Source organism: Rhodococcus sp. 14-2483-1-1 (assembly GCF_002259335.1).
In the GTDB taxonomy this organism is placed as follows: domain Bacteria; phylum Actinomycetota; class Actinomycetes; order Mycobacteriales; family Mycobacteriaceae; genus Rhodococcoides.
The window spans coordinates 269,762-282,467 of sequence record NZ_NPFX01000005.1 but is presented as its reverse complement, the minus strand read 5'-3'; the positions used below and the strand labels follow the sequence as shown (position 1 = coordinate 282,467).

Below are 12,706 nucleotides of genomic sequence, written 5' to 3'. Positions count from 1 at the left end.
TTCCCTGCTTGCTTGCCGGTCGTGATCGGTGAGCCCGGTGCCGACCGGTAGCGGCACCGGGCCGAGATCATCCGATCAGGTTGCGGAGCAATGCGATCTGGGCAATGCGCTCGGCCGAGTCCTTCGTGACCGGGGTGACGTTGAGTGTGGTGACGCCGGCCTCGGCGAACGCGGCGATTCGTTCCTTCACGTAACCGGCGGGTCCGATGAGGTTGACGGCTCGGGCCAGGTCGTCGGGTACCGCAGCGGCCGCCTCGTCCTTTCTCCCCGCGAGATACAGGTCCTGGATCGTCGCCGCCTCGGCTGCGTAGCCGTATCGGCATGCCAGATCGTTGTAGAAGTTCTTGCCCTTCGCTCCCATGCCGCCGATGTACAGCGCCAGATGCGGTTTCACTCCGGCGAGGTATTTGTCTGCGTCCTCACCGATGGCCAAGGTCGGTCCGGCATAGATGTCGAGCTCGCCCAGCGACGGATCCCGTCTGGCCTTGCCCGCGGCCAGCGCATCGCCCCACACCGAGTGCGCCTTCTCCGGGGCGAAGAAGATCGGTTGCCAGCCTTCGGCGATCTCGGCCGTGAGCTCGACGTTCTTCGGCCCGATAGCCGCAACGAGGATCGGGATCTTCTCTCGCACCGGATGATTGATGAGTTTGAGCGGCTTGCCGAGTCCGGTTCCCCTGTCGGCCGGAAGCGGAATCTGGTAGTGCTTGCCCTGGTGCTGAACGCGCTCCCGTCGCCACACCTGTCGGCAGATGTCCACCACTTCTCGGGTACGAGCGAGGGGAGCGTCGTAGGTGACCCCGTGAAAGCCTTCGACCACCTGCGGACCGGACGCACCCAGGCCGAGGACGAATCTGCCGTCCGATACGTAGTCGAGGCCTGCGGCAGTCATTGCTGTCAGTGACGGTGTGCGGGTGTAGATCTGGATGATGCCCGACGCGAGCTGCACCGTCGAGGTAGTGGCAGCAAGGTAGCCGAGTTGGCTGACGGCGTCGAAGGAATACGCTTCCGGGACGAAGATGATGTCGAGCCCGACCTTCTCGAGCTCGGCCACCTCGGCTGCGGACTCTCGGAAACCGCCCGAGTAGTCGATCATGGTTCCGATTCGCATTGCTCTCCTGATCGGTGTTCTCGCGGTGAACTTCACCGACGTATTCTCGTAATTTTTAATCCACATTATGTAAAACTGCAAGGACGCGATCAGGAGTCGCGCGCTGGTCTGTGCTCGAAACGGAGGACATATGACAACACTGGAGACTCGCCCGGCCGATCGAGAGCGCGATCCTCTCGTCATGTCGTTCTGGGAACGAGACACGAGCTCGGATCTGGTCGACCACACGGTGGGTGGCGTACTCGCCGAACGCGCGGTCACTCACTCCGCGGTGACCGCGCTGATCGGAACTCGCCACGGAGACGGCGCGGAGCTTCGCTTGACCTACGCCGAACTGTACGAGGAGGCGCTGAAGGTGGCGACGGCTCTGCGGCAGCTGGCCGAGCCGGGGGAGTTCGTCGCCCTGTGGGCACCGAACAACGTCGAGTGGCCGATAATTCAGTTCGGTGCGGCCCTCGCAGGCGTCGTCCTGGTTGCGTTGAACCCGGTTCTTCGACCCGGCGAACTCGACTACGCACTCGGACACTCCGGCGCACGCGTTCTGATCCATGCGGATTCGAGCCGCGACTACGACATGGCCGAGGTGGCGTCGAGCATCGCGGGGGATCGATCGGACTTGATCGTGATCAGCCTGTCCGAGCGCGCTCGCTGGCGGGCGGACGAGGTAGCCGCCGATACGTTGTCCAACGTTCCCCACGATCCTCTCGCGCCCGTCATGATGCAGTACACCTCGGGGACCACGGGAAAGCCGAAGGGGGTGCTGCTCTCTCATCGATCTCTGGTCAACGTTGCCAAGCTCACGATGGAGTACGTCGGGATCGAGTCGGGATCGGTCGCGGTCAATCCGCTGCCGATGTTCCACACCGCGGCGTGTGTGGTCGCAACGCTCGGGCCGGTGTGGGTCGGTGGCACGGTGGTCCTGATCGAACAGTTCGCCCCAGCTCCGGTGATCGAGACCGTGCGGCGTGAATCAGCGGACCTGTTGTTCTACGTGCCGGCCGTACTCGGTGCCATCCTCGAATCCGTTCGAGGTCACGAGGGCAACGCACCGCACGTGACCACGATGTTCGGCGGGGCCGCACCAGTGCCCTCTGCGATGATCGAATCTGCCGAGAGAGTGTTCGGATCGGCGGTGTTGAATGTGTTCGGGCAGACAGAACTATCGCCGGTGCTGTCCGCGACCCGGCGGACCGATTCGCGGCGGGACCAGTTGACGACCGTCGGACACCCGTTGGCCCAGGTGGACTGCAAGGTGATCGACCCGGTGACGGGCGACGTGCTGCCGATCGGCGAGGTCGGTGAAATCTGCGCTCGCGGTTACCTGCAGTTCCTGGAGTACTGGAAGGATCCCGACGCGACCGCGCGAGCGCTGGACCGCGACGGCTTCGTGCGCACCGGCGATCTGGGCTCGATGGACTCGCGCGGCTACCTGACGCTGGCCGGTCGGCTCAAGGATCTCATCATCAGGGGAGGGGAGAACATTTCCCCGCTCGAGATCGAGTCGGCGCTGCTGGCCGTCGATTCTGTTCTGGACGCCACCGTGATCGGACTTGCCGACGCCCGGCTGGGTGAGGTGGTGGCCGTGGTGGTTCGAGCTCGCGGTGAGGCCGCCGCGGACTTGCGCGAGCAGCTCGAGCGGCATGCTCGGGCGGTCCTGTCGCCGTACAAGGTGCCGAGTCGGTGGTTCCTGGCCGAAGAATTACCGCTGACTCCGACCGGCAAGATCCGTAAGTTCCGGGTTGTCGAGGGCATTCGGAACGACGAGTTCCACGAGTTGCTCTGACTTCGCCGTCTGCGGCAGAAGCGAGGACTCGGTTGACTCCGATATATTTTTATCTATATTAGATTATGAACGAGCTGGTGCGATCGCGCCGGCCACCCACACGAACAAGGGACGGTCCAGCCGTGCAGGGTCTGATCAACGACAACGACGAGCACCGCCTGATCCGAGAGAGCGTCGCCAAGATCGCGGACCGATACGGTGCCGCGTACTTCCTCGAGCGCGCGCGGGCGAACGGGAACATCGACGAGCTGTGGAAGGAACTGGGAGAATCCGGCCTTCTCGGAGTGCATCTACCCGAGGAATTCGGCGGCGGTGGCGGCGGAATGGCCGAGGCCGTGGTTGTCGTCGAAGAACTCGCTGCGCACGGTTTCCCGCTGCTGATCTGGGTCATCTCACCGGCCATCTGCGGCTCCATCGTCAACATGCACGGGTCGACCGAGATGAAGCAGAAGTGGCTGCCGGCGCTGGCCGACGGATCGAAGAAGATGTCCTTCGGACTGACCGAACCCGATGCGGGCTCGAACAGTCATGCTCTGAAGACGACGGCGACACGCGACGGCGACGGCTGGGTACTCAACGGCGGAAAGTACTACATCTCGGCGGTGGACGAGGCCGACGCGCTTCTCGTGGTGGCCAAGGACGTCGAGCATTCGACGGGCGAGCGCAAGGCGCTGTCGCTCTTCGTCGTTCCGACCGATACTCCCGGCCTGACCCTGCAGAAGATCGACACCGCGATCGTCTCGCCCGACAAGCAGTTCACCGTGTTCCTCGACGGCGTGCGGGTGGGACCTGACGCACTGATCGGTGCGGCCGGCCAGGGATTGAAGCAGGTGTTCGCCGGACTCAATCCTGAGCGGATTCTGGTCGGTGCCATCTGTGGTGGGGTCGGTCGGTACGCGCTGGACAAGGCCGTCGACTACGCCAAGACCAGGGAGGTCTGGTCGGTTCCGATCGGGTCGCATCAGGGTGTGGCCCACCCGCTTGCGGCAGCGCAGATCGACGTCGAGCTCGGACGTCTCGCCACGGCGAAGAGTGCCGAGTTGTTCGATGCAGGCAAGCCGTCGGGCGAGGCCGCGAACATTGCCAAGTACGCGGCCTCCGAGGCCGCTCTGAAGGCGCTGGACCAGTCGATCCAGACACACGGTGGAAACGGACTCACCCACGAATACGGCTTGGCGGAGTTGTGGTTCGTCACTCGCTTGATGCGTACGGCACCGGTGAGCAAAGAGATGGTCCTGAATTTCGTCGCGCAGACCACCATGGGGCTGCCGCGCTCGTACTGACACCCCGTACCGACACAAAGCCAACGCGCCGAACTGGTTTCGGTGAGCTGATCCTCGAGGAGCACAGAACGATGAGTACACCGGAAACACAGCAGTTCGATGTCGTGGTGGTCGGTGCGGGCGCAGGTGGCCTGTTCACCGCAGCTCGGCTGGCGCACAAAGGGTATCGGACTTTGGTGGTGGAATCCCTCGACAAGGTCGGCGGACGCGCATCCACCGACGAGATCGACGGATTCAAGGTCAACAACGGCGCAATCGTCATCGAGTTGGGTGGCATCACCGAGGAGACGTTCGCGGAGGTCGGGGCGAAATTCGACATCCGGATGCCGTCCCCTCCGATTCTGTACAGCATCGGTGGCAAGAACGTCGACGTCACCGGTGGCGGGTGGGGCTTCCTGCTCTCCAAACTGACCCGACAGGGTGCCAAATTGGTCAGCGGCCTCGGTGCTGCCCGCAACGACAGCGGCATGCCCGAGGACGAGCTGTCCACCGCGGAGTGGGTTTCGAAGTACACGAAGAACGAAGGTGTGCACGGGATCTTCCGCAACATGTGTGCGTCGGTGTTCGCCGTCAGCTCCACCGAGCTCCCTGCGAAGGTGTTCCTGACCTACTTCACGCGCAAGAGTGCGTTCAAGAAGTTCGGCTTCCACCCCCAGGGCACCATCGGTGTCTGGCAGTCGCTGGTCGAGTCCATCGAAGGCAACGGCGGGCAGGTGTGGCTGTCGACGTCCGCAGACCGCATTCTCGTCGAGGACGGCGTGGTGCGCGGAATCGTGGCAACACGCGGTGGAGTCGAGACGACGGTCGAGGCGCGCGTGGTGATCAGCGACGTCGGTCCGAGCGCAACGCTGAAGCTGACCGGCGACGACGCCGTGGGTGCGGATTACGCCGCCCAGGTACGTGCGGCCGATCGTCCGTGCTCGATGATCGCGGTGAACTTCGCCAGCCAGGAGCGCCTCGTCGACGTTCCCGGAATGCTGAGCTTCGCGAAATCGCGTCGCCTCGCGTACATCGCCAACTTCACCGAGACCTGCCCCGAAATGGCTCCGGACGGGTGGAACCTGTACGTGGGTGGCGCAATTCCCGAACCGTCGGTCGGCGATTTCGATTCCGACACCGAGGTCGAACTGGTCATGGAGGACCTGCGCGACGCGATCGAGAACTTCGACTCACGTGCACGGGTGCTCTCGGTCAACGTCACTCGTGACGGCTGGCCACCGCAGCGGGCAGTGGCCGGCTTCGATCTACCGAACACGACACCGATCACGGGCCTGTGGAACGTGGGTGACGGAGTGAAGGAATTCGCCAACGGCGGAACCACTGCCTGCGCTGAAACGGCAAAGATCGTGGCCGACAGTGTGATCGAGAGCTTCCCTCTCGTTCACCAGAGCTGAACCGAACTCGGCCGGTGCCGATGCCTCCACGAAGGCATCGGCACCGGCCGAGTCGTTTCGAAGCCGGGATCGAAGACGCCAAGCTCAGATCGGGGAGATGGATCTGAGCTTGTGCGGCACCCGCGGTGGGCGACGGGCAGCGACGCGGGAAAGTGTCTCGGCTATCAACCGGCGAGACTGCGACGGCAGTACGACGTCGTCCAGCCCGAATCCGTCGGCCGCATGGAACGGGTCGATGTTCTTCTCGAACCCGGCGATCAGCTCCGCCCGTCGAGCAGCCGGATCCTCCGCGGATTGCCAGTCACGGCGATAGGCGATGTCGACGGCTCCGTCCACCGGCATCGCGCAGATCTGCGCGGTGGGCCATGCCAGAGCCAGATCCGGTGAGTACCCGCGCCCACCGCCCATGGCGATGTACGCGGCGCCGTAGGCCTTCCGCACCACGATGCTGATTCGCGGAACGGTGGCCTCGGCCAGCTCGTACACCAGACGGCCGCTGCGCCGGGCCAATTGTGTTGTCTCGGCTGCCGATCCGATCAGGAATCCCGGCAGGTCGATCAAGATCAACAGCGGTAGACCGAAGGCATCGCACACCGCGATGAAGTGTGCCGCCTTCTCGCAGGCGGCACTGTCGAGTGCGCCGCCGAGGTGCAGGGGCTGATTGGCCACCACTCCGACGGCGCGACCGTCCACTCGAGCGAAGGCCGTCACCACGTTGGGTGCTGCCGTTTCGCGTAGCTCCAGTATCGAATCCTCGTCGCAGATGCCGCGAACGGCATCCCGCACGTCGTAACCATGACGTCCGCTCAGCGGAACAAGAGTGTCCAGATCGATGTCCTCGGGCCACCGGGCACCCATGATCCGAGGCGGGGCCTCGAGCGAATTGGACGGGAGGAAGCTCAGATACGCGCGGACTGCGTCGATCGCCTCGTGCTCGTCCTCCGCAGCGAAGTCGGCGACTCCGCGGCCGGCCTGAACCTCGGCACCGCCGATCTCCTCGTTGGTCATGTGCTCTCCGGTGGCTGCCGCGACGAACGGTGACGAGGACATTCCCAGGGTCGAAATGCCTTTGACCATCACGACGAAGTCGCACAGGGCCGCCAGATTCGTTCCGACTCCGAAGCCGGGACCCATCATGACGGTCACGATCGGTACCAATCCGGACAGGTCGTCGAATTGCTGAAACAGCGGTGAGCCGAGCGCCGCGTGCCGGGAGTCGAGACCTTCCTGCATTCGGTGCCCGCCGCTGTCGCTCAGCACTATCAGGGGAATGCGGTCCAGCAATGCGCGTTCGGCGCATCGCGACAGCTTGGCCATGCCGACGGCCCCGGTGCTCCCGCCCAGAACCGTGAAATCGAACGCGGCGATGGCCGTTGCCCTGCCGTCGACATAGCCGATGCCGGTCACCATGGCGTCGGCCGGTGCCACCAGGGCTGGGCTGCCCGGTTGCGACGGCCCTGGGCCGGCCAGTGCGCCGAACTCGAAGAACTCGCCCTCGCCGGTCAGCAGGTCGATTCGTTCACGCGCTGTGAGTTTTCCGCGACGGTGCTGATGTTCGACGGCGTCCGGCCGAGCGACATCCGTCCCAGCGCGGTGTCGACTGTTCACTTCCTCGTGCAGGCACTGCCGCGCAGCGTCGTCACTCATCAGCTGTCCAGGCCACCGCGTGCCACGAGCTGAGAGACGATGACGTTTCGCTGTATCTCGTTGGTGCCTTCGCCGACGATCATCAGCGGTGCGTCGCGGAAGTATCGCTCGACGTCGTACTCGGTGGAATATCCGTAGCCGCCGTGGATGCGAACAGCGTCGAGGGCGATCTCCATGGCGACCTCCGATGCGTACAGCTTGGCCATGCCGGCTTCCATGTCGCACCGTTCGCCTGCCTCGAACTTCTCGGCGGCGTAGAGCACCAGCTGGCGAGCAGCGGTGAGCTTGGTGGCCATGTTCGCGAGGTAGTTTCCGATCGACTGGTGCTTCCAGATGGGCTTGCCGAAGCTCTCTCGGTCCTGCGAGTAGCGAAGTGCCGACTCGAGCGCAGCCCCGGCCACGCCCAAAGCCCGTGATGCGACCTGGATTCGGCCGGTCTCGAGGCCCTTCATCATCTGCGCGAAGCCTTTGCCCTCCGCCCCGCCGAGTACGGCGGACACCGGTACGCGGAAGTCCTCGAATGTCAGCTCGCAGCTCTCGACACCTTTGTAGCCGAGCTTGGGCAGATCACGCGAGACCGTCAGTCCTGGGCCGTGTTCGACGAGCAGGATGCTGATACCGCGATGTTTCGGCTCGGCCGTGGGATCGGTCTTGCACAGCAACGCGATCAGCTGCGAGCGGCGGGCATTGCTGATCCACGTCTTGGATCCGTTCACCACGAAGTCGTCGCCGTCCTTGCGCGCCACCGTCGTCATCGCCTGGAGGTCGGAGCCACCGCCCGGTTCGGTCAGCGCCATGGTGGCTCTGATCTCGCCGGTGGCCATCCGAGGCAGGTAGTGACTCTTCTGTTCTTCGGTCCCGAACGCGAGGATCAGTTTGGCGACAACGGTGTGTCCGCCCATTGCGCCGGCGAGGCTCATCCAGCCTCGGGACAGTTCCTCGGTGACCCTGGCATAACAGGGCATGCTGACGGGCGCTTCACCGTACGGTTCGGGAATCGCGAGTCCGTAGATCCCCATTTCCTTCATCTGCTCGATGAGCGCTTCGGGGTACGTGTTCGAGTGCTCGAGCACGTGGACGACAGGAAGCACCTCTTTGTCCACCCACGCTCGAACGGCATCGACGATCATTGCCTCGTCTTGAGATAGCGCGCTCATGGTTTCCTCTCGATCGTTGTCAGGTAGGCAAGGCAGGAATGCGGGCGATCAGGCCATCAGGGCGGAGAAGCGCCAGTCGAGTACGTCGGTGGAGTCCCCGTCGCCGACCGAGTGCACGACCGAGCGAAGGTGCAGGATCCCGCCCTCGCTCAGCGGTTCGGCGCGTTCGACGAATACGGTGCTGGTCAGGGTGTCGTTCTCGCGGACGGGTGCGAGGTGATCGCACGATGCCCAGCCCAGAACGGTGACGATGTTCGGCAGTGCCCGCGTGGCCTGAGCCAGCGCAAGGCCGATGGTGTGACCTCCGTACACCAGCCGTCCGAGCGGGCCGGAGCGCTGATCATGGTGTGTTGCTGCGATATTGAGACTCAGACGCGCCAGTTCCGGTGCGCTGGAGACGACGTCGGCGCTGCACTCGAATGTCACGCCCGCGAGCTCCGGCGAGAAGTGCGGTCCGTTCGCTCCTGTCCGGAACGTCGGGAGGTCGAGCCCGCCGGCGATGGCGTCGCCCTCCTTGGTGCCGGCAGGTGCGGTGGGCTCGAGAGTGTCGTCGTGACGCACTCGTCCTTCGTCGGGGTCGTCGCCGATCGGCAGCATGGCGCATCGATGGAAGTCCAAGACGGTACGCCCGCGCTGATCGGTGGACTTCATGTGCAGCGCTGCCAGCCCGGTCGATCGACGTCCTGGCTTCGGTGAGTTCTCGCGTAGGCCGGTGACGGTGGTGACCGTGGTGAGCGAATCGCCGATTCGTGGGAGCGTGTGGAAGCGCAGACCCCGATAGAAGAGGTTTGCCTTCACATGATGTGTGGCCGTGGTGGATTGGCCGATGGCGACGTCGCAGACCAGCGCCGGGTTCACCAGGGTGCCGCCGTGGCCGGCGACGCGTCGAGACAGACCGGCATCGAGTGGTAGGCGGAGCCGAATCCCGAGTATCGATTGATGAACTGCGGCCATTCCGTCGGTGAAGGTCACCGTCGGGGCCGTGTCGAACACGTGGCCGACCGACAGTTCGTCGAAGTACGGGCCACCGACCAGGACGGGGGACCGTACGGTGTTCTCGCTCATCGCCGACCGGCCTGCGCCAGTACGCGACGGGCTGCGACAGCAACGGCCTCGTCCAGCATCTGTCCGTCCAGCAACGCCGCGCCCGCACCCGCGTCCTCGGCAACCGCGAGTGATTCGACGACGCGCCGAGCGTGCTCCACCTGTTCGGCAGTGGGTGTGAACGCCGTTGTCACCGTGGCGATCTGTGCCGGATGGATGACCCATTTGCCGTCGAAGCCCAGCTGGGCCGACCACGTCACCGCACTCCGGAACTTCTCGTCGTCGGCGATCCCGAGGGCCGGGCCGTCGATGGCAGCAACCCCTGCCGCGCGGGCCGCGAGCAGAACCCGATCTTGGATGGAGATCCACTGTCGGATGTCCGCGGGGGATCGTCCGATCGCTGCGCCGAGGTCCGCGTAACCGATGATCACCGCACTCAGTCGCTCCGAAGCGGCGCAGATCTCGCGCGCGTTCAGAATCCCCTCGGGTGTCTCCAACAGGGCTTGAATCCGCAGTCCCGAGTTGTGCTCGAGAGCCCGGTCGACATCCTCGATGTCCCTGCGCGAGTGGACCTTCGGAAGGACGATGCCGGTGAGGTGAGCGCACTGCGACACAGCAGCCACGTCGTCCGCGTACCAGGGAGAGTCGGGCGCATTGATGCGTACCGACACGGTGCGCCCGGCCGCATGCTCGTCGGCCAGACGCACTGCCGTGTCGCGAGCCATCTGCTTCTGCGCCGGCACCACGGCATCCTCGAGATCGAGAACGACCTCGTCGGCGTCCGAGTGCAGGGCTTTGAGCGCTTTGCGTTCGTCGGATGCCGGTGCGATGAGCACCGATCGCCTTCGATGGCCGCTGAGGGACATTCCACTCCGTCCGAGGTCCGTGGTCTCGTCGGCTCGATACCCGACGAGGTGGTCGAGAACGGTGACGCCCGAGGATCTGTGCACTCGAGCGTCACCGTTGTCTTTCATGCGATCAGGTCGCGACCGATGATCTGCTTCATGATTTCGGTGGTGCCGCCGTAGATCGTCTGGATGCGAGTGTCCACGTACGCTTTTCCGACGGCGTATTCGTTCATGAATCCGTACCCGCCGTGCAACTGCAGGCACCGATCGATGACCCGCTTCTGCAGTTCGCTGACGAACCACTTGCCCTTGGCTGCATCGACGTCACTGAGGGTGCCGTCGTTGTACGCGCGCACAGAGCGATCGACGTAGGCCTCGGCGATGTCGATCTCGGTCGACATCTCGGCCAGCTCGAACTGAATGTGCTGGAAGGTCGAGATCGGCTTGCCGAATGCCTTGCGGTCCTTGCAGTACGCCACGGTGATGTCGAAGATCGCCCGGGTGGTGGCCAGCGCCATGGCGGTGACCCCGAGCCGCTCCCTCGGGAGGTGGCCCATCAGATACTGCAGTCCGAGCCCCTCATCACCGAGAAGGTTGCTCGCCGGAACACGCGCATCCTCGAAGAACAGTTCCGCGGTGTCCTGGCCGGGGAGGCCGATCTTGTCGAGCTTGCGGCCCCGCTCGAAACCCGGTGTGTCCCGTTCGACGACGAAGAGGCTGAAGCCACGCGAGCCGCCCTCGGGGTTGGTACGCACGGCGACGACGAGCAGATCGGCCATGATTCCGCTGGAGATGAACGTCTTCTGGCCGTTGAGGATGTACTCGTCGCCCTCGCGTCGGGCAGAGGTCTTGATGCCACGCAGATCGCTTCCGGTTCCCGGCTCGGTCATCGCCAGCGCGCCGATCTTCTCACCGGAGGCGATCGAGGGCAGCCACCGCTGCTTCTGATCGTCGGTCGTCAGATCGAGCAGGTACGCCAGGAACAGGTCGTCCTGCAGAGCGACGGTGAGGCCGAACGACAGTGCGTTGATGCGGGCGACTTCTTCGCACACGACCATGCGGTATCGATAGTCGGTCTCGCCGGAACCGCCGTACTGCTCGGGGATCTGGATTCCGTACAAGCCCTGCGAGGCGGCCTTCGCGAAGACCTCACGGTCGATCCACCGGGCCTCGTCCCACTTGTCCTTGTGCGGCTCGACCTCGCGAGCGAGGAAGTCGCGCACCGATTCCCGATAGATCTCGTGATCCTCGGTGTAGAGCTGACGATCCATGTCAGAGCCTTTCGATGATGGTGACGTTGGCCTGGCCGCCGCCCTCGCACATGGTCTGCAGGCCGTAGCGTCCGCCGGTGCGCTCCAGCTCGTGCAGCATCGAGACCATCAGCCGTGCCCCGGTGCAGCCGATCGGGTGACCGAGAGCGATCGCGCCGCCGTTGGGATTGACCTTCGCCGGGTCGGCACCGATGTCGGCCAACCAGGCGAGCACGACCGGCGCGAATGCCTCGTTGATTTCGACGACGTCGATGTCGTCGATGGACATGCCCGTCTTCTTCAAGGCGTGCTGTGTTGCCGGAATGGGAGCGCTCAGCATCATCACCGGGTCTGCTCCGAGGACGGACATGTGGTGAATACGGGCACGCGGAGTGAAGCCGTACTGTGCGACGGCGTCCTCCGAGGCGATCAGCAGGGCGGCCGAGCCATCCGAGATCTGGCTTGCGGCAGCGGCAGTCAGGGTGCCGCCCGGGGTGAGAGTCTGCAGCGAGGCCATCTTCTCGAGGGTGGTGTCGGCGCGCGGGCCCTCGTCCGTCGAGACCCCTGCGAACGGGGTGATCTCACGCTCGAAGTGCCCGGCGGCGATGGCAGCAAGCGCGCGTTGGTGGCTGCGCAGCGCAAACGCCTCGCTGTCCTGGCGGCTGATGTTCCAGCGCTCGGCGATCATCTCGGCTCCGCGGAACTGCGAGATCTCTTCGCTGCCGTATCGAGCGGCCCAGCCGTCGGAACCGGTCCAGGGATCGGTGGAGCCGAAGGGCTCGCCGGCGGTGAAGGCGCTCAGAATCGGGTACTGGCTCATTTTCTGGACGCCGCCGGCGACGATCAGGTCGGTGGTGCCGCTCATGACGCCCTGCGCAGCGAAATGCACTGCCTGCTGGGCGGATCCGCACTGGCGGTCGATCGTGACGCCGGGAACCGTTTCCGGCAGACCGGCGGCGAGGGCTGCGGTCCGGGCGATGTCGCCTGCCTGCGAGCCGATGTTGTCCAGGCAACCGAGGATCACGTCGTCGATCGCGGCTGGATCGAACGAATTGCGCTCGACGAGCGTCTTGATGACGTGTGCGGCCATGTCGGCCGGATGTGACTGTGCGAAACCTCCTTTGCGGCGTCCCACAGCGGTACGGGTGGCGTCGACGATATAGGCCTCGGGCATGTGTCCTCCTGGTTGCTG

Annotated in this window: 10 protein-coding genes; 3 read left to right on the top strand and 7 right to left on the bottom strand. The window is 64.6% G+C overall.

All coding sequences use genetic code 11. From position 1 onward, the window contains the following. Window positions 1–67 precede the first annotated feature (67 nt). Entirely contained in the window at window positions 68–1,108 is a 1,041-nt protein-coding gene (locus CH294_RS04865) for an LLM class F420-dependent oxidoreductase (RefSeq protein ID WP_094737148.1), read from the bottom strand. Between the two features lie 130 nt (window positions 1,109–1,238). Between CH294_RS04865 and CH294_RS04860 the strand changes: the two genes are divergently transcribed. From CH294_RS04860 to CH294_RS04850, 3 genes are all read left to right on the top strand, one after another. Beyond that, the gene (locus CH294_RS04860) at window positions 1,239–2,891 is read left to right on the top strand and encodes an AMP-binding protein (RefSeq protein ID WP_170944582.1); all 1,653 of its coding nucleotides are present in this window, start codon (window positions 1,239–1,241) and stop codon (window positions 2,889–2,891) included. A gap of 122 nt (window positions 2,892–3,013) precedes the next feature. After that, a complete protein-coding gene (locus tag CH294_RS04855; RefSeq protein WP_032367203.1) occupies window positions 3,014–4,174 on the top strand; it encodes an acyl-CoA dehydrogenase family protein in 1,161 nt (386 codons plus the stop codon). 71 nt (window positions 4,175–4,245) lie between these two features. Then, window positions 4,246–5,568: an FAD-dependent oxidoreductase gene (locus CH294_RS04850; RefSeq protein WP_094737147.1), complete on the top strand. Its 1,323-nt coding sequence runs from the start codon at window positions 4,246–4,248 to the stop codon at window positions 5,566–5,568. A gap of 84 nt (window positions 5,569–5,652) precedes the next feature. Here CH294_RS04850 and CH294_RS04845 read toward each other — a convergent pair whose 3' ends face one another. The 6 genes from CH294_RS04845 to CH294_RS04820 form a co-directional block, all read right to left on the bottom strand. After that, the gene (locus tag CH294_RS04845; protein ID WP_094737146.1) at window positions 5,653–7,215 is read right to left on the bottom strand and encodes a carboxyl transferase domain-containing protein; all 1,563 of its coding nucleotides are present in this window, start codon (window positions 7,213–7,215) and stop codon (window positions 5,653–5,655) included. Further along, window positions 7,215–8,372 carry an acyl-CoA dehydrogenase family protein gene (locus tag CH294_RS04840; protein WP_094737145.1) on the bottom strand — a complete coding sequence of 386 codons (1,158 nt, stop codon included), beginning with the start codon at window positions 8,370–8,372 and terminating at the stop codon, window positions 7,215–7,217. Before CH294_RS04840 ends, CH294_RS04845 begins: the two co-directional genes overlap by 1 nt. A 48-nt stretch (window positions 8,373–8,420) precedes the next feature. Then, a complete protein-coding gene (locus CH294_RS04835; RefSeq protein ID WP_094737144.1) occupies window positions 8,421–9,437 on the bottom strand; it encodes an acyl dehydratase in 1,017 nt (338 codons plus the stop codon). After that, window positions 9,434–10,282, bottom strand: a complete 849-nt coding sequence (locus tag CH294_RS04830) for a CoA ester lyase (RefSeq protein WP_037194662.1) — start codon at window positions 10,280–10,282, stop codon at window positions 9,434–9,436. The genes CH294_RS04835 and CH294_RS04830 overlap by 4 nt, the downstream gene beginning before the upstream one ends. Before the next feature lie 104 nt (window positions 10,283–10,386). Beyond that, window positions 10,387–11,535: an acyl-CoA dehydrogenase family protein gene (locus CH294_RS04825; RefSeq protein WP_094737143.1), complete on the bottom strand. Its 1,149-nt coding sequence runs from the start codon at window positions 11,533–11,535 to the stop codon at window positions 10,387–10,389. Window position 11,536: 1 nt separating this feature from the next. Further along, complete coding sequence (locus CH294_RS04820) at window positions 11,537–12,688, bottom strand: acetyl-CoA C-acetyltransferase (RefSeq protein WP_094737142.1); 1,152 nt, start codon at window positions 12,686–12,688, stop codon at window positions 11,537–11,539. Window positions 12,689–12,706 lie beyond the last annotated feature (18 nt).

What these genes read in the sequence shown, in the direction of transcription:
- CH294_RS04865 (WP_094737148.1), bottom strand. Translation starts at nt 1,108, where the DNA reads ATGCGAATCGGAACCATGATCGACTACTCGGGCGGTTTCCGAGAGTCC.
- CH294_RS04860 (WP_170944582.1), top strand. Translation starts at nt 1,239, where the DNA reads ATGACAACACTGGAGACTCGCCCGGCCGATCGAGAGCGCGATCCTCTC.
- CH294_RS04850 (WP_094737147.1), top strand. Translation starts at nt 4,246, where the DNA reads ATGAGTACACCGGAAACACAGCAGTTCGATGTCGTGGTGGTCGGTGCG.
- CH294_RS04845 (WP_094737146.1), bottom strand. Translation starts at nt 7,215, where the DNA reads ATGAGTGACGACGCTGCGCGGCAGTGCCTGCACGAGGAAGTGAACAGT.
- CH294_RS04840 (WP_094737145.1), bottom strand. Translation starts at nt 8,372, where the DNA reads ATGAGCGCGCTATCTCAAGACGAGGCAATGATCGTCGATGCCGTTCGA.
- CH294_RS04835 (WP_094737144.1), bottom strand. Translation starts at nt 9,437, where the DNA reads ATGAGCGAGAACACCGTACGGTCCCCCGTCCTGGTCGGTGGCCCGTAC.
- CH294_RS04830 (WP_037194662.1), bottom strand. Translation starts at nt 10,282, where the DNA reads ATGTCCCTCAGCGGCCATCGAAGGCGATCGGTGCTCATCGCACCGGCA.
- CH294_RS04825 (WP_094737143.1), bottom strand. Translation starts at nt 11,535, where the DNA reads ATGGATCGTCAGCTCTACACCGAGGATCACGAGATCTATCGGGAATCG.
- CH294_RS04820 (WP_094737142.1), bottom strand. Translation starts at nt 12,688, where the DNA reads ATGCCCGAGGCCTATATCGTCGACGCCACCCGTACCGCTGTGGGACGC.